The organism is Streptomyces doebereineriae, assembly GCF_031845645.1.
Lineage (GTDB): Bacteria > Actinomycetota > Actinomycetes > Streptomycetales > Streptomycetaceae > Streptomyces > Streptomyces canus.
On sequence record NZ_JAVREZ010000001.1, the window covers coordinates 205,748 to 224,781 of the forward strand.

18 protein-coding genes are annotated in these 19,034 nt (G+C 70.1%); 9 read left to right on the forward strand and 9 right to left on the reverse strand.

Features of this window, described 5'->3' with window-relative positions:
• Window positions 1–86 precede the first annotated feature (86 nt).
• The 3 genes from RNB18_RS00965 to RNB18_RS00975 all read left to right on the forward strand — a co-directional run bounded on the left by RNB18_RS00965 (window position 87) and on the right by RNB18_RS00975 (window position 2,704).
• Window positions 87–1,001 (forward strand): SDR family oxidoreductase, encoded by a 915-nt coding sequence (locus RNB18_RS00965; RefSeq protein WP_311712199.1) that lies wholly within the window; start codon window positions 87–89, stop codon window positions 999–1,001.
• A 100-nt stretch (window positions 1,002–1,101) separates the two neighbouring features.
• On the forward strand, window positions 1,102–1,905 hold the full coding sequence (locus tag RNB18_RS00970; RefSeq protein WP_311712200.1) for an SDR family NAD(P)-dependent oxidoreductase: 804 nt from the start codon (window positions 1,102–1,104) through the stop codon (window positions 1,903–1,905).
• Between the two features lie 103 nt (window positions 1,906–2,008).
• The gene (locus RNB18_RS00975) at window positions 2,009–2,704 is read left to right on the forward strand and encodes a L,D-transpeptidase family protein (protein ID WP_311712201.1); all 696 of its coding nucleotides are present in this window, start codon (window positions 2,009–2,011) and stop codon (window positions 2,702–2,704) included.
• Between the two features lie 29 nt (window positions 2,705–2,733).
• Here the strand turns inward: RNB18_RS00975 and RNB18_RS00980 are convergent, their stop codons facing one another.
• Genes RNB18_RS00980 through RNB18_RS00995 form a run of 4 tightly spaced genes read right to left on the reverse strand, consistent with a single transcriptional unit; the run spans window position 2,734 to window position 7,225 of the window.
• On the reverse strand, window positions 2,734–3,936 hold the full coding sequence (locus RNB18_RS00980; protein WP_311712202.1) for a Gfo/Idh/MocA family protein: 1,203 nt from the start codon (window positions 3,934–3,936) through the stop codon (window positions 2,734–2,736).
• 29 nt (window positions 3,937–3,965) lie between these two features.
• On the reverse strand, window positions 3,966–5,306 hold the full coding sequence (locus RNB18_RS00985) for an ABC transporter substrate-binding protein (protein WP_311712203.1): 1,341 nt from the start codon (window positions 5,304–5,306) through the stop codon (window positions 3,966–3,968).
• Between the two features lie 10 nt (window positions 5,307–5,316).
• Window positions 5,317–6,243: a carbohydrate ABC transporter permease gene (locus tag RNB18_RS00990; protein WP_062039988.1), complete on the reverse strand. Its 927-nt coding sequence runs from the start codon at window positions 6,241–6,243 to the stop codon at window positions 5,317–5,319.
• 16 nt (window positions 6,244–6,259) lie between these two features.
• Entirely contained in the window at window positions 6,260–7,225 is a 966-nt protein-coding gene (locus RNB18_RS00995) for a carbohydrate ABC transporter permease (protein WP_311712205.1), read from the reverse strand.
• A gap of 167 nt (window positions 7,226–7,392) precedes the next feature.
• On the opposite strand from RNB18_RS00995, the gene RNB18_RS01000 reads away from it, so the two are divergent.
• The 3 genes from RNB18_RS01000 to RNB18_RS01010 all read left to right on the forward strand — a co-directional run bounded on the left by RNB18_RS01000 (window position 7,393) and on the right by RNB18_RS01010 (window position 9,730).
• The gene (locus RNB18_RS01000) at window positions 7,393–8,553 is read left to right on the forward strand and encodes an ROK family transcriptional regulator (RefSeq protein WP_311712206.1); all 1,161 of its coding nucleotides are present in this window, start codon (window positions 7,393–7,395) and stop codon (window positions 8,551–8,553) included.
• Window positions 8,554–8,668: 115 nt separating this feature from the next.
• Complete coding sequence (locus RNB18_RS01005) at window positions 8,669–8,854, forward strand: hypothetical protein (protein ID WP_007386663.1); 186 nt, start codon at window positions 8,669–8,671, stop codon at window positions 8,852–8,854.
• A 54-nt stretch (window positions 8,855–8,908) separates the two neighbouring features.
• A complete protein-coding gene (locus RNB18_RS01010) occupies window positions 8,909–9,730 on the forward strand; it encodes a DMT family transporter (RefSeq protein ID WP_311712207.1) in 822 nt (273 codons plus the stop codon).
• 13 nt (window positions 9,731–9,743) lie between these two features.
• On the opposite strand, the gene RNB18_RS01015 is transcribed toward RNB18_RS01010, so the two are convergent.
• Window positions 9,744–11,117: a S1 family peptidase gene (locus tag RNB18_RS01015; RefSeq protein WP_311712208.1), complete on the reverse strand. Its 1,374-nt coding sequence runs from the start codon at window positions 11,115–11,117 to the stop codon at window positions 9,744–9,746.
• Window positions 11,118–11,258: 141 nt separating this feature from the next.
• Window positions 11,259–12,269, reverse strand: coding sequence for a hypothetical protein (locus RNB18_RS01020; protein ID WP_311712209.1), 1,011 nt, complete (start codon window positions 12,267–12,269; stop codon window positions 11,259–11,261).
• 86 nt (window positions 12,270–12,355) lie between these two features.
• Here RNB18_RS01020 and RNB18_RS01025 point away from each other — a divergent pair, with 86 nt between their 5' ends.
• The gene (locus RNB18_RS01025) at window positions 12,356–12,736 is read left to right on the forward strand and encodes a PPOX class F420-dependent oxidoreductase (RefSeq protein WP_311712211.1); all 381 of its coding nucleotides are present in this window, start codon (window positions 12,356–12,358) and stop codon (window positions 12,734–12,736) included.
• A 59-nt stretch (window positions 12,737–12,795) separates the two neighbouring features.
• Here the strand turns inward: RNB18_RS01025 and RNB18_RS01030 are convergent, their stop codons facing one another.
• Complete coding sequence (locus tag RNB18_RS01030) at window positions 12,796–15,537, reverse strand: alpha/beta hydrolase (RefSeq protein WP_311712212.1); 2,742 nt, start codon at window positions 15,535–15,537, stop codon at window positions 12,796–12,798.
• Window positions 15,538–15,747: 210 nt separating this feature from the next.
• On the opposite strand from RNB18_RS01030, the gene RNB18_RS01035 reads away from it, so the two are divergent.
• Window positions 15,748–17,100: a Gfo/Idh/MocA family protein gene (locus RNB18_RS01035; RefSeq protein ID WP_311712213.1), complete on the forward strand. Its 1,353-nt coding sequence runs from the start codon at window positions 15,748–15,750 to the stop codon at window positions 17,098–17,100.
• Between the two features lie 40 nt (window positions 17,101–17,140).
• Here the strand turns inward: RNB18_RS01035 and RNB18_RS01040 are convergent, their stop codons facing one another.
• Window positions 17,141–17,554: a Zn-ribbon domain-containing OB-fold protein gene (locus tag RNB18_RS01040; RefSeq protein ID WP_311712214.1), complete on the reverse strand. Its 414-nt coding sequence runs from the start codon at window positions 17,552–17,554 to the stop codon at window positions 17,141–17,143.
• A 233-nt stretch (window positions 17,555–17,787) separates the two neighbouring features.
• Between RNB18_RS01040 and RNB18_RS01045 the strand changes: the two genes are divergently transcribed.
• The gene (locus RNB18_RS01045; protein WP_311712215.1) at window positions 17,788–18,243 is read left to right on the forward strand and encodes a hypothetical protein; all 456 of its coding nucleotides are present in this window, start codon (window positions 17,788–17,790) and stop codon (window positions 18,241–18,243) included.
• A gap of 51 nt (window positions 18,244–18,294) precedes the next feature.
• On the opposite strand, the gene RNB18_RS01050 is transcribed toward RNB18_RS01045, so the two are convergent.
• The gene (locus RNB18_RS01050) at window positions 18,295–18,984 is read right to left on the reverse strand and encodes a TetR family transcriptional regulator (RefSeq protein ID WP_242435953.1); all 690 of its coding nucleotides are present in this window, start codon (window positions 18,982–18,984) and stop codon (window positions 18,295–18,297) included.
• Window positions 18,985–19,034: the final 50 nt, after the last annotated feature.

Sequence of the window (19,034 nt, forward strand, 5' to 3'; positions counted from 1 at the left end):
GGGTGACCCGCCCGTAAATCACGACAGAGGTTGTCCGGCTTCCCGGTCATGCTCGAAGAGACATCGGGCACAACGAGAGGTCGGACATGTCACAGCCGCTGCAGGGCAAGGTCGCGCTGGTCGCCGGAGCGACCCGGGGAGCGGGACGCGGGATCGCCGTGGAACTCGGAGCGGCGGGCGCCACCGTGTACGTCACCGGACGCAGCACCCGCGCCCGCCGCTCCGAGTACGACCGCCCCGAGACCGTCGAGGACACCGCCGACCTCGTCACCGCGGCCGGCGGCCAGGGCATCGCCGTACCCACCGACCACCTGGACCCGTCGCAGGTCCGCACGCTCGTCGACCGGATCGCCGACGAGCAGGGCCGTCTCGACATCCTCGTCAACGACATCTGGGGCGGCGAGCACCTCTTCGAGTGGGACAGCCCGGTGTGGGAGCACGACCTCAACAACGGCCTGCGCCTGCTCAGGCTCGCGATCGAGACCCACGCGATCACCAGCCATCACGCCCTGCCCCTGCTGCTGCGCCGGCCCGGCGGCCTGGTCGTCGAGATGACCGACGGAACCGACGCCTACAACCGCGTGAACTACCGCCTCTCCTTCTTCTACGACCTCGCCAAGACGTCCGTCATCCGCATGGCCTTCGCCCTGGGACACGAACTCGGCCCGCGCGGCGCGACGGCCGTCGCGCTCACTCCGGGCTGGCTGCGCTCGGAGATGATGCTCGACAACTTCGGGGTGCGGGAGGACAACTGGCGCGACGCCCTCGACCGCGTCCCCCACTTCGCCATCTCGGAGACCCCGCACTACGTGGGCCGGGCCGTCGCCGCGCTGGCCGCCGACCCCGACGTCGCCCGCTGGAACGGCGCGTCCCTCGACAGCGGCTCGCTCGCCCGGACGTACGGTTTCACCGACCTCGACGGCAGCCGTCCCGACGCCTGGCGGTACATGGTCGACGTCCAGGACGCGGGGAAGCCGGCGGACGTGACCGGCTACCGCTGATCCGGCAGCGCCAGATCCTCCCGTACAGGTTGCTGCATGAACTCCGCGATGGGCGCCCGGTATCTGCCCTGTTGATCAGTGAGGGACTACCTTCGGCCTCATGACGCACACCAAGCGCTTTGAGGGACACGGGGTTCTCGTCACGGGCGCCGCCCGCGGCATCGGTGCGGCGACGGCCCGTCGTCTCGCCGAGGAGGGAGCCGCGGTCCTGCTGACCGACCGGGACGGGACGGTCGTCGAGAGGACGGCCGCGCGCCTGCGTGGAGAGGGTCTTCCCGCGCAGGCCCTGGAGTGCGACGTGGCGGATCGCCCGGCCGTCGAGGCGGCCGTCGCCCACGCCGTCGACGCGTTCGGCTCGCTCGATGTCCTGGTCAACTGTGCCGCCCGCTGCACCCCGGAGACCCCGCTCTTCGAGGACGACTCCGACGAGGAGTGGGCGCGTGACCTTGACATCACGCTGAGTGGTCCCTACCGCTGCTCGCGTGCCGCACTGCCGCATCTGGTCGCCTCCGGGCGCGGCGCGATCGTCAACATCGGCTCCGTCAACGGCCTGCAGGACTTCGGCAACCACGCCTACAGCGCCGCGAAGGCGGGCCTCGGCTCCCTGACCCGCACCCTCGCCGGGCACGCGGCCGGCCGCGGGGTGCGCGTCAACCTGGTCGTCCCGGGCACGGTCCGCACCTCCGCATGGGAAGGGCGCGAGGCCGAGCTCACCGAGATGCAACGGCTGTATCCCCTCGGCCGGGTCGGTGACCCCCAGGACATCGCGGCAGCCGTCGCCTTCCTCGCCTCCCGCGACGCGGCGTGGATCACCGGCACCACGCTGGTCGTCGACGGCGGCCTCACCGCGGTCAACACCGGCTTCCACGCGGCGATCCACCCGGACCGGGGCACTCCGTCGTGAGCTTTGTCACCGTTTCGTCCCAGCGCGCCACGCGGTACAACGGTCAGGCGCGCACACCCGTCTAGATGGCAGGGATCGCAGGACCTATGAAGGGGACAGGACCATGGGGGACATACGCAGACGGGGTGCCGTCGCACTCGGGATCACCGGCCTCGTCGCGCCGCTGACCATCGCGCTGGGCGCCGCGCCCGCGCAGGCGGCGAGCTGCACCACACAGGCGGGGCCGTACCAGAAGAAGGTGGAGAAGTTCCTGGGCCGCCCGGTCGACGGCAGGCAGTCCGCCGCCGACTGCAAGGCGATCAAGGCCTTCCAGACCAAGCACGGCATCTCGCCGAACATCGGCTACGCCGGATCCGTCACCTGGGGCGTGATGGACCTGATGAACAAGCAGAAGGCCGTCGGCTCGGACCCCAACAAGGACGGCAAGTGCCCGGTGAACAAGGGCCGGATCGCCTGCGTGAACCTCACCCTCCAGCTGAGCTGGATCCAGGACGGCGACACGCTCGTCTACGGTCCCGTCCCGGTCCGCACCGGCCGCAACGGCTACGAGACCCGCACCGGCCTGAAGAAGATCTACTGGCGCGACAAGAACCACGTTTCGTCGATCTACAACGTCCCCATGCCCTACAGCCAGTTCTTCGACGGCGGCCAGGCCTTCCACTCGGTGAACCTCAGCATGTGGAACCCGCCGGGCTCCCACGGCTGCACCAACATGACCCCCAAGGACGCCAAGAAGTACTGGTCCCTGCTGAAGAAGGGCGACGACGTCTTCGTGTACGGCCGCAAGCCGGGCACCTGAGACACCAGGCGCCCGGCGCGGCGACAGCGTCACGCGTCAGGCGCGTCCCCGAAGTCCGGGATCTCCAGCCTGGCCCCGCCCTGCCGCGCGGAGTCGTGCGCGATGACGCCCGGCAGGGTGTAACGGGCCGCCACCCAGGCGTTCACCGACGGCAGGGTGCGGGTGTTCACGGCGGTCACGAAGTCGTCCACCAGGAAGTGGTGGCTGCCCTCGTGGCCGTTGTGCAGGTTGTCGAACTCCCGCGGCAGCCGCGCCCGGTCGTGCACCGGCGCCGACCCGGACGTGAACGCGGCCCGGAGGTCCGGCGCGATGTGCTGGAGTGACGGATCGTCAGGAGCCATGGTCGGCTTGGGCTCCAAGAGCTCGCTGATGTCCTGCACGCCCTTCTTGTCCTGCCAGAGGGCGACCGTGGCGAGCTGCTCCATGCTCGCCTCGGTCCCGAAGAACCGGAAACGCGACTCCCGGATGTGGGAGGGGTAGCCCACCCGCCGGAACTCGTTCGTACGGAACGACCCGCCGCCCGCCACCTCGAACAGCGCGCTCGCGTTGGAGAAGTCGTTGCCGAACTGACTGACCTCCTTGTCGAACACCCCGTCCCCGCGGTCGTCGACGACACCGATCGCCGACACGCTCACCGCGTGCGTCTGCCAGGCACCGAGCACCCCGCCCACCGCGTGCGTCGGGTAGAGCAGCGGGGGATAGCTGGCGGTCTCCTTCCACTTCTCGCCACCGCTGTACTGGTACGCCTCGTAGAACCCGAGGTCCATGTCGTGGACGTAGTCGCCCTCGGCGTAGAAGAGCCGCCCGAAGGCGCCCTCGGCTATCTGGTTGCGGGCGTGCACGGTCGCCGGGTTGTACTGGCTGGTCTCGCCCATCATGTACGTCAGCCCGGTCGCCCGGACCGCTTCGATGATCGCCGAGATCTCCTCGGTGGTGATGGCCATGGGCACCGCGGAGTACACGTGCTTGCCGGCGTTCAGGCCCTGGAGCACCAGGGGGCCGTGCGTCCAGCGCTGGGTGAAGATCGCGACCGCGTCGACCTCCTTCGACTCCAGCATGGCCTCGTACGTGGGGAAGGTGCCGGCCAGTCCCTGCGCCGTGGCGAGCTGCTCGGCCCGTTCGGGCAGCAGATCGGTGACGTAGACGTCGCCGACACCGGGGTGGGCCTGGAACAGCGTGGCGAACTGGCCGGAGAACTGGCCGGCGCCGACGATGCCGAGGGAGAACGTCATGAAGTGCGTGCCCTTCACTGGTCGCGGTATCACTGCGAGAGGATCAGGTTGATCTGGTCATTGGTCTGGTCGAGACTGGTCACGGACTTGCCGTTGCCGAAGATGTCCTGCATGGCGGGATGCATCAACGCGAACACGTCCGCGGCGTAGTTGGTGATGGGGTAGGAGAAGGTCGTGAAGTCCTTCTTGTCGGCGACCGGCTCGGTGAAGGCCGAGACGTCGATCCCCTTCTTCTTGTAGGCGGCCACGGCGGCCGCTGTACCGTCAGGGGTGGCGGGGAACACGATGCCGTAACTGCCCACTGTCTTCTGGCACTCGTTCGAGGACAGGTACTTCACCCACTTGCGGGCGCCGTCCTTGTTGCGGGCGTTCTTGGTGATGGAGTCGGCGAGGCCGTTCATCATGGTGGCGCGCTTGCCGGTGGGGCCCTCGGGGGTGACGGCGGTGCGCATGTCGAGGCCCTTGAACCCGGCGTACGTCGAGATCATCCAGGCCCCGTCGAAGGCCGTGGCCGCCTTTCCTGCCGCGACCTGGGTGTTGGCCTGGTTGGACTGGGAGTTGTAGTCGGTGAAGGGCGCCATGTAGCCCTTCTTCGCCAGTCCGAAGTACCACTTGATGGCGGACTGGAAGGCGGGGCTGTCGTACCGGTACTTCGTGCCCCACCGCTTCTTGTCGGTGTAGCTCCAGCCGGCGGAGGCGGTGAAGTTGCTCCACTGGGTCTGGCCGTCGCCGTCTCCGCCGCCGTTGGTGGCGAGGCCGTACACCTTGACGTTGTTCTTGTCGAAGCCCGGCTCGTCGCCCCGCTTGCCGTTCTTGTCGACGGTGAGGTGGGCGACGGCCTTCTCGAAGGTGCCGCCGTCCTTGGGGTTCCAGGCCAGCTCGTTCAGCTGGGCCGGTGTGAGCCCGGCCGCGTCGGTCATCTTCTTGTTGTAGAAGAGGGCGACGGTGTCCCAGTCCTTGGGGGCGCCGTAGCGGTGGCCGTCCTGGCCCATCCAGTTGGCCGCGAGCCCGGGCTGGTAGGCGGAATCGTCGACGCCCAGGTCGTCGAGGGGTTCGAGGACCTTCAGATCGGCGAACTGGCCGAACTTCTGGATGTGGTCGGTGAACACGTCCGGCTCGGTGCCCGCGATGAAGCTCGCGGTGAGCTTGGTCCAGTAGTCGTCCCAGCCCAACTGGGTGATCTTCACGTGCAGTCCGGGGTTCTGCTGCTCGAAGTCCTTGGCGCAGGCCTGGTAGGCGGGCTGCTGGTTGGAGTCCCACAGCCAGTACGTCACCGTCTTCGAGGAGGACCCGGCGGAGCCGCCCTCCGCGCACCCCGTCAGACAGAGGGCCAGTGCGCCGGCCAGCGCGGTCAGCGTACGAAGTCGCATCACGAGTCCCTCACTTGATCCCGGTGAAGCTGATGGTGGACACGATGCGGCGCGCGAAGAAGCCGAACAGCAGCAGCATCGGCAGCGCGGCGATGAGCGTCGCCGCCATGAGACCCGACCAGTCGACGCCGGACTGCGGGGTCTGCGCGCGGAAGATGGCCAGTGCGACGGTCAGCACGCGGGAGTTGTCGCTGTAGGACACCATCAGCGGCCAGAAGTAGTCGTTCCAGGACGTGATGTATGTCAGCACGGCCAGGGTGAGGACCGGTGTGGAGGCCATCGGAAGCAGCACCCGGAAGAAGATCCGCACCTTCCCGGCGCCGTCCAGCAGGGCCGCCTCCTCGACCTCACGGGGCACGTTCATGAAGAACTGCCGGAGGAAGAACACCGCGAACGGCGTCATGAACATCGTCGGCAGCGCGATGCCCAACAGGTTGTCGATCAGGCCGAGTTCCTTGATGAGCACGAAGTTCGGCAGCAGCGTGAAGATGGTGGGCACCATCAGCCCGGCCAGGAACAGCGCGAACACCTTGTCGCGACCCCGCCAGCGCAGTCGGGCGAAGGCGTACGCGGCCATCGCGGAGAAGAAGATCTGGCAGACGGTCACCAGGGTGGAGACGATCACCGAGTTGAGCAGATAGCGCCAGAACTTCAGTCCGCCGCCCGCGCCGCCCTGCGCGATGGCGTCCTTCGTGGACTCCAGGCCCAAGGCGCGAGCGAACCCGGTGCCGGTCGGGTTCACCGGCAGGGGGTCGGACGCGTGGGCGGCGAGGCCGGAGTTGGTGGACAGCGCGGTGCGCAGGATCCAGTAGAACGGCAGCAGGGTCACGAGCACGATCGCGCCCATCGCCGTCCAGGCCAGGATGCGGCCGGGGGAGAGGGGGCGGCGCCCGGTGGGCCGTACGCGTGTCGTCGTGGTGGTGGTCACGGCAGCCATGTCGACTCCTTCCGGGTCAGCCGAGATCGGTCTGGCCGGCCCTGGTGAGCCGGTACTGCAGGACGGTGATCGCGCTCAGCACCACCAGGAGGGCGACGGACATCGCGGACGCGTAGCCGAACTGGAAGCGGCCGAAGGCCGATTGGTAGATGTAGAACTGGAGCACGTTCGTCGCGTTCGCCGGGCCGCCCCCGGTCGTCACGGCGACCGTGTCGAACACCTGGAACGAACCGATCACCGTCATGATCAGAACCACCGCCAGGACCGGCCGCAGCAACGGCATGGTGATCCGCCAGAACATCCGCCACTCGCTCGCGCCGTCCACCTTCGCCGCCTCGTACATGTCGTTCGGGATGGCCATGAGCCCCGCGAACAGCAGCAGCGCGGTGTAGCCGACGTGCCGCCACACGTTGATGAGGGCGATCGTCGGGATCGCCCAGGTCTCGTCCGCGAGGAAGGGGATGCGGTCGAAGCCGAGCCCGGCGATGATCTCGTTGCCGATGCCGAGCTGGTTGTCGAGGATCCACAGCCAGACCAGGCCCGCGACGACGTTCGACATCAGATACGGCGTGAGCACGATGCCGCGCAGCACCGCCGACTGGGTCAGACGCTGCAACAGGACGGCGATGGCGAGGGCCGACACCGTCTGGACCCCGATGTTGATGACCACGTACTCGACGGTGACCTTCAGCGACTCCCAGAAGATGGGGTCGTGGATCATCCGGTCGTAGTTGGCGAGGCCCACCCACTCCGCCGGGGTCAGCAGGTTGAAGCGGGTGAAGCTCAGATAGATGCCCCGCAGCGTCGGCCAGAGCAGGAAGACGACGAAGCCCACCAGGGCCGGGGCGATGAACACCGCGGCCAGGCGCCCGTCGCCCCCGCTCGACCCGCCTGAAGCCCGTTTCGTGGCCGGTTTGGTCCGTGCCCCCTCGGCGCCGCTGAGCGGCAGACGCGACGGAGGGCTGCTGGAGGCGATGGTCATCGGGAGACTCCCTCGTCTTCGGTGGCTCGTCCTCGGCCACTTACTTTTGTCGCGGAATAATCCATGCGTCAAGGGGCCTGCAAACATCTTTTCAGGGCCCTCATGGACGCCCTAACATGGTCATGTTGCTTTTATGGTGAAAGAAATCATGTGGGAGTCTGACCTTCATGACCGCAGTTGCCGCCAGCTGGCTACCCCTGAGCACCGGCGAGCGCTCGGTGGCGATCGAGGTGCTCGTCCACGGCCCGCTGTCGCGCACCGAACTCGCCCGCCGCCTCGACCTCTCCGCGGGCAGCCTCACCCGGCTGACCAAACCGCTCATCGAGTCGGGCCTGCTGATCGAGGTCCCCGAGGCGGGCACCCCGGCCGAAGTGCGCCAGGGGCGCCCCTCGCAACCCCTCGACGTGGTCGCGGAGTCCCGGTCCTTCATCGGATTCAAGATCACCGAGGACATGGTCTACGGCGTCGTCACCACCCTCAGGAGTGAGATCGTCGCCCGCCACGACCGGCCCCTGGCCAGCCACGACCCCGCCGAAGTCGCCGACCTGCTCGCGGAGATGACCACCGAACTGGCCCGCGGGTACCCGAGTCTCGCCGGCATCGGCATCGGGGTCGGCGGCTTCGTCCAGGAGCGTGCCGTGGTCGGCGAGTCCCCGTTCCTGCACTGGCGGGACGTCCCCCTCGGCGAACTCGTCGAGGACCGCACGGGGTTGCCGGTGGTCGTCGAGAACGACGTCGCCGCCCTCGTCGAGGCCGAGACCTGGTTCGGCGCCGGCCGCGGCCTCGACCGCTTCGTCGTCCTCACCATCGGTGCCGGTATCGGCTACGGCCTGGTCCTGGGCGGCCGGCGCGTCCCCTACGCCGAGGAGGACCGGGGCTTCGGGCGGCACTGGATCATCGACCCCAACGGGCCCCTCACGCCCGACGGCCACCGCGGCAGCGCCGTGTCCCTGCTCACCATCCCCAACATCCGCTACCAAGTGCATGCCGCCACCGGCCGCGACCACACCTACGAGGAGATCCTCGCCCTCGCCGCGGCCGGCGACCCCATGCCCGCCCGCGTCATCGACGAGGCCGGGCGCGCCCTCGGTGTCCTGGTCGCCCAGATCGCCAACTTCGCCATGCCGCAGAAGATCATGCTCGCCGGAGAGGGCGTCGGCCTGATGGACGTGGCGGGCAAGACCGTGGAGGACACGATCCGCGCCCACCGCCACCCCCTGGCAAGCCCGGTCGGCCTGGAGACCAGGGTGTCCGACTTCCACGACTGGGCCCGCGGAGCCGCTGTGCTGGCGATCCAGGTGCTGGTCCTGGGTGTGGCCGAAGTGTGAACCGGGTCACGCCCCTTGACAGCGCGGGCCTTGACAGATGGACGTGATCAGTAACACGGTCCGCTATGCCCGTTTCTGATGCGATTACTCACGGCGCCTTCACTTCCGCGGCCGTATGCTTCACACCATGTCCACCACTGTTGAACCCGTGACCGATCGATCGGCCGACGAGGTCAACGAGGAGATCCGGGCCCTGTGGCGCCGGGCGGGCGGGACACTGAGCGGCGAGCAGCGTGAGGAGTATCAGCGCCTCGTCCTGGAGTGGGCCGCCGCCGCTCCGCAGCCGGTCCGGGCGGCCTGACCCCGACGATCGACGCGGGGCATCACCGCCCCGTCCCTGGGCACCCCTGACGGGATGGGCCCTCTCCTCGCACTGGCCTCAGCGGTCTGCTACGGCATCGTCGACTTCACCGGCGGTCTGCTGTCCCGCCGCGCCCACTTCGCCGCCGTCACCTTCCTCGGGCAGGTCGGCGGCCTGCTCCTGGCCACCTCTGCCGCGCTCTTCCTCTCCGCCGACGCCGTACGCCCCGTCGACCTCCTGTGGGGCGCGCTCTCCGGTGTCGGAAGCGGCGCCGCCATGCACTTCCTCAACCGCGGCCTCAGCCACGGCGCGATGAGCGTGGTCGTGCCCGTCAGCGCCGTCACCGGGGTCGGCCTCTCCGTCGTGTGCGGAGTGCTGCTCGGTGACCGGCCGACCGCCGTGGCCTGGCTGGGGATCGTCCTGTCGGTGCCCGCCCTCTGGATGGTCTGCGGCGGCGGTACGGACGACGGCGCAGGAGTCCCCGACGGGTTGCTGGCCAGTGCCGGCGTCGCGCTCCAGTACATCGCCCTCGCCCAGGCCGGTGCCGCCGGCGGACTGTGGCCGGTGGCCGCGGGACGGGTGGCGGCCGTACTCGTCCTGCTGCCCGCGGCGGCACGAAACCCTCGACGCCTGCGTCTGCCTCCTGTGCGAGCGCTTCAAGCGGTGCTGGTCGGAGCGGGCGCCGCCCTCGGACTCATCCTCTATCTGCTCGCCGCCCAGCGGCAGTTGCTGGCCGTCGCCGTCGTCCTGGCCTCCCTCTATCCGGCCCTCCCCGTGATCCTCGGACTCGCCCTGCTGCACGAGCGGCTGAGCCGGAAGCAGGTGGTGGGCCTCGCCGGGGCGGGGGTCGCCACGGTTTTACTGAGTCTGGGATGAAGAACCCGGCGGCTCAGCCCCAAGTCGCCGAGTAGTACCGCTGATACGCCTTGCGGTCCTGCTCCGAGCGGATGTACCGCGTCGCCACCAGCGCGATCAGACTCCCCCCGACGACCAGCAGACCGGGCCCGACGTTCCGGGTGTCCGTGAGCCGGCTCAGCAAGGGCGTGCCCTGGGCACCCTCCACCGCCGCCGAGGAACCGGGAGAGGCCGCACCGGGAGCGATCGAGCCCTGCGCCTGCGACGAGGTGGCCGACGGAGAAGGAGACGCCCCTCCGGCGGCGGCCGGGTTCGACACGATCAACTGCATACCGAGGTCCGTCAGCGCCTTCGTCACCGGCTGGAAGAACGTCGTGCCGCCCTGGGTGCAGTCACCGCTGCCACCCGAGGTGATGCCGAGTGCGATCCCCTCGGAGAACATCGGACCGCCGCTGTCCCCGGGCTCGGCGCACACGTTCGTCTCGATCAGCCCGGTGACCGTCCCCTCCGGGTAGTTCACCGTCGCGTTGACCGCCGTCACCTGACCGTCGCGCAGCCCGCTCGTGCTGCCGCTGCGGAACACCCGCTGCCCGATGGACGGATCGCCCGCGCCGGTGATCTGCACGCCCTTGCCGTTGCCGATGAACACGACACCGGCTCCGTCGCCCGCCTTCCCGTCGGCGTACTGCACCAGCGAGAAGTCGTTGCCCGGGAAGCTCTGGGTGACCGTCTTGCCGAGCTGGTTGTTGCCCCCGGTGTCCGCGAACCAGATCGAACCGGTGGGACCGCAGTGGCCGGCCGTGAGGATGAAGTCGCTCTGACCGTTGGTCACGTTGAAGCCCGCCGAACAGCGTCCACCGGTCGACAGGATCGGCTGCGCCCCGTTCAGGCGGGGAGTGAAGGTGCCCTCGGTGCGCTCCATGCGGACGAAGCCGCCGATACCGTCCGCGACCTCGGTCATGTCGGACCAGTCGGACGCCGAGACCGTGCTGTCCCCCTGCACCACCACCTCGTTGGTCCGGTAGTCCATGGACCAGGCGGTCCCGGCGACCCGGGGCGCGGAACGCAGCGTCTTCGTCGCCGACTTGAGCTCGTCCATGCTGTGCCCGACGACCTTCGCCCTGGCGCCCGCCGCGCGCACCTCGGCGGCCGCCTGCTCGTCGGTGACCGCGACGACCGGCTTGCCGTCGGTGCCGATCCAGGTGCCGGCCGTACGGGAGGAGCCGAGCCGCGACACCAGATCCGCCCCCGTCTGCCCGGCCTCCATGGCGTAGGTGTGCGGCACGGCGGTGAGGGGGGGAGTCTCGCTCGCGACGGCGCGCGTGACCATCGCACCTCCCAGGAGGAGTCCGCCGACTGCCGCCAGCCGTGTCACTCGCCGGACGACCCGTCGTCGTGCGTGCCTCATGCATGGCTCCCGAACCCGAAAAAGCGGTGTCTGCACCGCAGGGCCCTCCGGTCGTTGAGTGCCCTCCTTGCATACGTGGCCGGGGCCGGGCGCGTTCACGACAGCCGGTGATCCTGTGCCGCAGGATCCTCCTGAGGGGTCTCAACCAGCCACGCGCAGAGCCGTGTTGGCCGCATTCCCACGCATCCGAGCCCAGCTGGGCGCGTCGCCCCACACCGATTCCGTGTCGATGTACGGGCGCAGCAGCGCGGTGAGCCGTGCGTCGCCGCAGCCGTTGAGCTCGTCGGAGGCCACCTTCCTGGCGATTCCGGCGAGGATGTCGGCCGACTGCACCCGCACGTCCAGCCTGGCCTCCACCAGCCGCCACTCGACCCGGCCCGCACCGGCCGGCCAGACCGACTTCGCGACCCAGGCCATGCGCTGTGGCGTCAGCATGTTCTGCCGGTCGTGCACCAGCCGGACCGGCCCCGGACCGCCCGCACTCCAGTGCCGGACCGTGGCGACCACCGCGGGCAGCAGCGGATCGAGCAGGGGAACCAGCGGCGGGCCCGTGGCCGCGATCCGCGCCCGGTAGTCCTCCGCCGCGGGTCGGGCCGCCGCGAGCCGGTCGAGGACCGCCGATACGGTCGTACGGCCGGCTGCGCGTCGTAGCCCGTCGACCACTCGGAAGAACGCGTCCACGGGGGCCGAAGGACCGTGGTCGGTCCTGACGCGCAGCAGCTGGTGGGCCGCCGTGAGGAAGTCCTGCCACTCTTCGTCGCCGAAGGCGTGCGGCCCCGCGCGGTACAGGGTGACGGCGCCGAGCGCGCGGTGGCCGTCGCCGCCGTCGAGCAGCAGGCCGACGGTACGGTCCACGACGAAGAACGCCTTGTCGATGAGATGGACGTGGGCATGCCCGTGGACCGGCCCGCCGGGCGCCAGCAGCCACTCCAGCACCGCCCGGTGCTTCTCCCGCAGCAGATGGTTCGCCTTGTACTCCTCGGCGGGGGAGCGGATCCGATGCCGCAGCTCCCGGAAGCATTCCGCGGCGACGTCCGTCGGCAGCCGTACGCTCCCGTGTGCGAACACGTCCGTGTTCCCGGCCAGGAGGTTCTCGCCGTCCGAGCCGGACTCGTCGCACGCGATCTCTTCGTCGCCACGGCTGCAGGTCACGCCCCAGGCCCCCTGTCTCGTGCTCCACGACCAGCATCGCGTACCGCGTCTGCGCGGGTCGAACGCGTTTTGCCTAGACTTCCGTCATGGACGACAAGCAGCTGGAGCGGCTCGGCGCGGGCAAGTACCTGCTGCTCACCAGCTTTCGCAAGAACGGCACCCCGGTCGCCACTCCCGTGTGGGTGGTCCGCGACGAGGACACACTCGGCGTGTGGTCGGCCGCCGACGCCTGGAAGGTGAAGCGGATCCGGGCCCGCGCGGACGTCCTCGTCGGCCCCTGCGACCTGCGCGGCAACCCGACCGGCGACCAGATCCCGGCCACGGCGGAGATCTGCGACGCGGCGACCACCGCCCGCTACCGGCAGCTCCTGGCCCGGAAGTACGGCATCGTCGGCCGGCTCTCCCTCTTCGGCAGCAGGCTGCGCCGCGGGGTGGACGGGACGGTCGGGATCCGCGTGGCCTTGTGAAGTGCGGGGCCCGGACAGACCGGACCCCGCACAAGATCACGAACCCTCGTACATCGTGCTTACGGCTTGTCGAGCACCGTCCCCGTCAGCACCGGCTTGTCGGGCAGCGGCTCGGCGTTGTTGTCGGTCAGCGCGAGGCGCATCGACTCGGTCGGCTCGGCCACCTGGTCCTGGACGGTCGGCACGACGAAGTCCACGCTGGTGCTCCCGGGCGGGATGTTCAGCCACACCCACAGGTTAGCGTCGGACAGCGGCCGCTCCGGGTCGGGCACGTCACCGGACCAGTCCTGGAGCCACTGCGGGTCCACGTCCTTGGTGGACAGCTCGGTGCCCTCGGTGACCGGAAGCACCCGCACCGGCTGCCAGATGTCCACGGCCAAGGGCGCTTCCACGGACATCCGCCAGGTCAGCGTCTCTCCCTCGGTCACCCGGTCCGCGACCGGCGTCAGGGTGATCACCGGCTCGGGGTCGTCGTTCGCGACGGTGACCCCGCCCCGGTGCTTGCCGACGACGGCGTTGTGGACGGCCTTGACGGCGATGTCGTGCTCCACGTCGTAGCCGTACTCCGTGTCGCCCTTCACCTCGACCGGTACGTCGATCGCGTGGCTGCCCGGTCGTACGGTCACGAGCCTGTTCTCGGCCCGGCCGCTGTCCGGGTCGAGGACGTACACGCGGACCTGGCCGCTGCCGTGCCCGGAGATCTCGACCGGGATCCGGTAGGTGCGGGTGCCCGAGTCGCCCTCCTTGACGATCGTGCGGCCGACGTCGACACGCGGCAGTGCGGCCGCCTTCACCGCCGAAGTGCCGGGCGCCCAGCCCCAGGCGTCCATCAGCCAGGCCCGCCCGGACGGCGAACGGGGTGTCAGCTCAAGGGACTTGACGTGCCGGAGATCGAGCCCGGCCCGGGTCGCCGCCGTCAGCGGGACGCGCAGCTCCTGAGCCCAGTAGGAGGCGGTGTTCTCGGAGCCCGGGAGCCCGTCCACATTGACCGAGCCCAGCGTCACCCGGCGGTCGGAGGAGTCGGTGACGGACACGTCGAACTTGGTGCCGGTGGTGTTCGGCGGCACGAAGACCCGGAGCGCCAGTTTCTGGGAGTCGCGGAGGGAGAGCGGCTTGGCCGGCGTGATACGCGCGGCCGTGCCCGGTGCGGACCACTTCAGGTCCACCGCGCTGCGGCCGGTCTCCTGTTCCGTCTCCCACCACGCGAAGTGCGGTGACGAGCCGGGGGTCTCCGGATCCAGACAGGCCACGGCAGGGTCCGGATCGATCGCCGAACACACCCGTGCGCCGGTCACCTCGGCCCCGGCGTCCGGCAGGAAGCCGCCGCTGCGGCGGCCGCCGACCGCGTGGGTCAGCACCCGGGCCGGGTCCGCGGACGGGGCCCGCTTGCCGGAACCGTCGAGCAGCGGACGCACCCGGTCGTCCCCGGCGAGGAAGAGCCGGGCCGCGGCGGCGATGTACGTGGCGCCCGCCTTGTGCTGCTGGGCGGCGGTCAGCCGGGTCGCGGCACCCGGGGAGCACACGGGGTCCGGCTGCTCGGGGTCGGTCCAGAAGTCGTCCGAGGCCGGCGCCTCGGCCTCACCCGGGGTCCACTCGCTGTTGAAGTAGTTGTGGTTGGCGCCGACCATGTAGACCGCGCTGTGCAGCGCGGTGCCCCGGCTGATCCCACGGGTCCCGTCGACGAAGTCCTCGCCCTGGAGGTCCGACACATCGCCGTCGCAGCCAGGCAGGAGCGTCACGTTCGGCACGTCGGCGACCGGATTCTGGCCGAAGATCGTCGGTCCGACGAGCACGGTCCCTCGCACCTTCCAGCGCACCGGGCCCTGGTAGCCGTCCTCGGCGGCGGGCGGCGGGTAGAGGCTGTCCATGGCGGCACGGTTGACGCCCTCGCCGCCGCGCGAGTGGCCGACGAGCAGGACCCGGGAGAGGTCGGCCTTCGCGGCCTCGCGTACCACGGCCGGGGCGGTGGAGCGGTGGGCGGTCCAGTCGGCCCAGCGGGCGAGGTGCTGCCGTACCAGCGAGGAACGCGCCTGCGCGCCGGCGTCCTCGGCTTGCCAGTCCTGGGCGTTGATGCCGTTCGCCGAGATCGACACCGTCACATATCCCTGGGAGGCCAGCAGTTGCTGGTCGCGCAGATAGCCCAGGTAGCTCGGGATCGGCTTGTAGCCGTCCGCGCAGGGCCAGTCGCCGGTGATGTCGTCCTCGGTGCCCGGCTTGTAGCAGGTGCTGTGGCGCCCGTGCAGGAACAGCGCGAGCGGCCGGCTGCCGGTGGCACCCTTCGGCGCCACCACCTCGGCGGTCATCTCCACCGGGGTGTCGAACCCGGGCAGGCGCACCGGGTCGAGGTCGTACTCCCCGGTGACCGTGCGGTACGAGCCGGGTCTGCCCGGATCGACGTCGTTCGCCGGAGCCTGTGCGGGCACCCGTGCCCCGCGCGAGCCGGACGTGTGCGTGTCATCGGCCGCGTCCAACCGGCGCCCCGCGGCCATCACTTGAAGATCCGACAGCTGTGCGGGCCGCGCCTCGTCGAGGGTCAGGCGGAAGGTCCGCCCGTCCTTCGCCGGCTTCGGCACCCCGAGCAGCCGGTCCCCGGTACGGAACTCGACCCGAGCATCCCCCATGGGCACGGTCTTCGGCGCACGCCAGACCAGCTCACGCGCCCCGCTCTTCCCATCGATCCGCCACCCAGGCGGAAGTGAGTTGTCGTCCGTCGCGCTCAACAGCCCCGAGTCGGGCGGCTGTTCAGCCTGTGCCAGTCCGGGCGAGCCCGCCAGGGCCGCCAGCACCGCCACGGCGGTCACACATATTCGCCGGGCACGGATCAATGGTTCTCTCCTCAAAACCCCGTGCGCAGACGTCCCGTCGGTCCCGGGCGCCTCTCGCGTCACCTAGGACGGGAGAGGGGCGTCTGTGGGTTGACTGTGAGGAGACACCGATCGCGGGCGAGCGACGTGATCAAGCCAGTGCGGCCGTGGGGACTAGCGGATCACCGGACGGGGGAAGCGCTTTCCATGAGCCGAACTCCCCACCTCCGCGCAGCCGTCGTCGGCACCGGCCACCGGGCGCAGCTGTTCACCCGGGCCCTCGCCGCCCGCCCCGGCCACCGCGTCGCCGCCCTGTGCGATCCCAGCCCGACCCGTATGGCCTTCCACAACCGGCTGCTCGCCGAGGCCGGCGAACCCGCCGCCGCCCAGTGGAAACCCGAACACTTCGCCGACCTGCTCGCCAAGGAGGGCGTCGACGAGGTCGTTGTCACCACCGTCGACGCCGAACACGACCGCTACATCGTCCCGGCCCTGGAGGCGGGCTGCCGGGTGGTCACCGAGAAGCCGATGACCGTCGACGCGGACCGCTGTGCCCGCATCCTGGACACGGTCGGGTCCACCGGCAACTCCCTCACCGTCGCCTTCAACTACCGCTTCAACCCCGTGCACGAGAAGGTCCGCGCCCTGATCGCCGACGGCGCGATCGGCGAGGTCCTCTCCGTCCACTTCGAATGGCTCCTCGACACCCGGCACGGCGCGGACTACTTCCGCCGCTGGCACCGCGAGAAGCACCTGAGCGGCGGCCTCATGGTCCACAAGTCGAGCCACCACTTCGACCTGGTCAACTGGTGGCTCGCCGACGAGCCGCAGGACGTCTTCGGCTACGGGCGGCTCGGCTTCTACGGCCGTGAGGCGGGCGAACGCCACGGCCTGCGCCGCGACTACACCCGGGCCCACGGGGCGGATCCTGCCACCGACGACCCCTTCGCCCTCGATCTCGGTGCCGATGACACCCTGCGGGCCCTGTACCTGGACGCCGAGGGGGACGACGGATACGTCCGCGACCGCAACGTCTTCGACGGACCCGTCACCATCGAGGACGACATGGCGCTCCTCGTCCGCCACAGCCGGGGCGCGACGATGACGTACCACCTCACCGCCTACTCCCCGTGGGAGGGCTACCGGGTCATGTTCAACGGCAGCGGGGGCCGTCTCGAACTGGAGGTGGAGGAGAGCCGCTGGCAGGCGCCCCTGGCCGGTGTCACCTCGGCGAGCGGCGCGGTGCACGGCGACACCGCGGCCGACCACGCGGGCGGCACGCGTCTGACCCTGCGGCCCCTGTGGCAGCCCCCGGTCGACGTCCCGCTCGTCACGGCCCACGAGGCGCACGGCGGGGGAGACCCGCGCATGCTCGACGCGCTCTTCGGGCCCGCGGACCCCGGTGCGGGGCCGGTGAGTGCGGACGCCGGCGCCGCGACTCACCCGACGGCCACCGAACGGGACGGCGCCCTGGCGCTGGGGGTGGGGCTCGCCGCCAACCGGTGCTTCGAGACGGGGCGGCCCGTGCGGGTGCGGGATCTGATCCCGGGGGCCTGGTGAGGCCCGAAGTCCCGCTATTCCGCGCAGGGCTGACGTCTCGTCAGTGCCAGGCGCGGTAGGGCTCGTCGAGCAGCTGGAAGACCGGCTCGCCGCGGACCGGGTCCTTGACCGTCGACATCCGTACCCGGTCACCGCTGTGGATCGCGGCGGGCGGACCCATGACCCGGCCCCGGACGACGAAGCCCTCGGTCAGCTCGATCAGCGACACATTGCGCGCGACGGGGGTGTTGCGGTGGACCACCGTGGAGTGGCGGACCGTGCCCACGCCCTCGCTGCGCTCCGTGCGCAGGTCGCCGCACTGGCAGACCGGACACAGCAGGCGGTGGTACATCGCCGTGCCGCACCAGGTGCAGCGCTGGAAGAGGATCGCGTCGGTGGCCGGGGCGGCGGGCTCGAGTAGGCCCGTCGCGGAACCGGCTGTCTGACGAGCCATGATTCCTGAGTGGTGGTACACGCTGGTCAACTCCCTGCGCTCGGCCGGAATCCCACGTGCTCGGGTAACCGTGCACGGACGTGCGCGGCTCCCTGTGCCACCGTGCACGGCCTCAGCGTATGGCACTGAGTGTCAGCCGTAAAGGTACTGCGTACCCTCATCTTCCGTTGGAGTGAAGAACTCCAAGATCCGCTCCTCTCCACGCCTCGACCCGTCATGGTTCCTCTGAGGCAATCAGGGTTGAAGGGAGCAGGATGGTGCATGTCAGGCGTATCGGAGCGGTCCTGAGCGCGGTCGCGCTCACCGTGCTGGCCGTTCCGGCGAACGCTCATGCCGCGGCTGTCGCCTGCGGCGGTGGGGTGTCGACCGGCCGGGTGGCCGTCAACGGCTGCATCAGTGCCCAACGCGGCAAGGAAGGCCGCATTTACACGCGGGAGATCACGGCGTACGTCAAGGCGCGCAACACGGGGCCGAGGGCGGTGAACGTCGCCTACGAGGCGTTCTTCCGTGTCGTCGACGGTGGTCACTGGGTGAAGCTGGGCAGCGGTCGCACCTATGTTCCGGCAGGGGGGACCGTCGAGCCCACGGAGGTGGGAAGCTCGACCCGGGTGTGCGGGCCCGTGAAGGTCGAGATCCGGGTACACGCCCGCGCCGACGGGGGCGTCTGGAGCGGGTGGTCCACCGCCGGCACGGCGCAGTGCCAGACCTGAGCGGCCGGTGAGCGGGCGGCACACTTCCCCGTGCCGTCCGCCCGGTCCGGCTCAGTCCCGCTCGAGCGTGGACTCGATCTCCTGGACCACGCGCCACAGCGGGGCGCCGCGGCGGGAGACGATCACCACCACGTCCTCCGGCGGCTCGTCGGCGGACGGCGCGCCAGGTGCCCCGAACGCGGCCTGCACATAGCCGAGTGCGTGCTCCACCGCCTGCTCGGCGTCACCGTGCCCGTCCGAGCGCAGCCAGGAACGCAGGGCGTTGTTGTGCGCCGCGGCCACGGCGGCGGCGATCACATCGGCCCGGAGTGTGCCGTCGTGCAGCCCCTTCAGACGCCCGCGCAGATACTCCGCGAAGGCGCGCTCGTAGCGCCACACCACGGACAGCTCATAGGCGCGCAGGCCGGGCACCTGCTTGGTGAGGCGGTAGCGCTGCACGGAGAAGGTCGGGTTCTCGGTGTACATGCGCAGGACCAGCCGCACCGCCTCGCAGACCCGCTCGAGCGGGTCGCACCCGGGGTCGCTCGCGGCCAGGAAGGCCGTCATGTCGGTCAGGCACCGCTCGTGGTCGGGGAAGACCACGTCCTCCTTGGACGGGAAGTACCGGAAGAACGAACGGCGGCCGACTCCGGCGAGCGTGACGATGTCGTCGACGGTGGTCTGCTCGTAACCCCGTTCAAGGAACAGCTGGAAGGCGGCCGCGACCAGCGCGTCCCGCATGGCGGGCTTGGTGGAGCTCATGGTCGCGAACGTAGCACCTGAACCGGTCATATGGCACTGGGTGCAGTCCT

Bases quoted from the DNA above. Each gene is read 5' to 3' on its own strand.
- RNB18_RS01010 (WP_311712207.1), top strand. From the start codon at position 8,909: ATGGGCCCTCTCCTCGCACTGGCCTCAGCGGTCTGCTACGGCATCGTC.
- RNB18_RS00985 (WP_311712203.1), bottom strand. From the start codon at position 5,306: ATGCGACTTCGTACGCTGACCGCGCTGGCCGGCGCACTGGCCCTCTGT.
- RNB18_RS00975 (WP_311712201.1), top strand. From the start codon at position 2,009: ATGGGGGACATACGCAGACGGGGTGCCGTCGCACTCGGGATCACCGGC.
- RNB18_RS01045 (WP_311712215.1), top strand. From the start codon at position 17,788: ATGGTGCATGTCAGGCGTATCGGAGCGGTCCTGAGCGCGGTCGCGCTC.
- RNB18_RS00995 (WP_311712205.1), bottom strand. From the start codon at position 7,225: ATGACCATCGCCTCCAGCAGCCCTCCGTCGCGTCTGCCGCTCAGCGGC.
- RNB18_RS01035 (WP_311712213.1), top strand. From the start codon at position 15,748: ATGAGCCGAACTCCCCACCTCCGCGCAGCCGTCGTCGGCACCGGCCAC.
- RNB18_RS00990 (WP_062039988.1), bottom strand. From the start codon at position 6,243: ATGGCTGCCGTGACCACCACCACGACGACACGCGTACGGCCCACCGGG.
- RNB18_RS00965 (WP_311712199.1), top strand. From the start codon at position 87: ATGTCACAGCCGCTGCAGGGCAAGGTCGCGCTGGTCGCCGGAGCGACC.
- RNB18_RS00980 (WP_311712202.1), bottom strand. From the start codon at position 3,936: ATGACGTTCTCCCTCGGCATCGTCGGCGCCGGCCAGTTCTCCGGCCAG.
- RNB18_RS01000 (WP_311712206.1), top strand. From the start codon at position 7,393: ATGACCGCAGTTGCCGCCAGCTGGCTACCCCTGAGCACCGGCGAGCGC.
- RNB18_RS00970 (WP_311712200.1), top strand. From the start codon at position 1,102: ATGACGCACACCAAGCGCTTTGAGGGACACGGGGTTCTCGTCACGGGC.
- RNB18_RS01015 (WP_311712208.1), bottom strand. From the start codon at position 11,117: ATGAGGCACGCACGACGACGGGTCGTCCGGCGAGTGACACGGCTGGCG.
- RNB18_RS01050 (WP_242435953.1), bottom strand. From the start codon at position 18,984: ATGAGCTCCACCAAGCCCGCCATGCGGGACGCGCTGGTCGCGGCCGCC.
- RNB18_RS01005 (WP_007386663.1), top strand. From the start codon at position 8,669: ATGCTTCACACCATGTCCACCACTGTTGAACCCGTGACCGATCGATCG.
- RNB18_RS01025 (WP_311712211.1), top strand. From the start codon at position 12,356: ATGGACGACAAGCAGCTGGAGCGGCTCGGCGCGGGCAAGTACCTGCTG.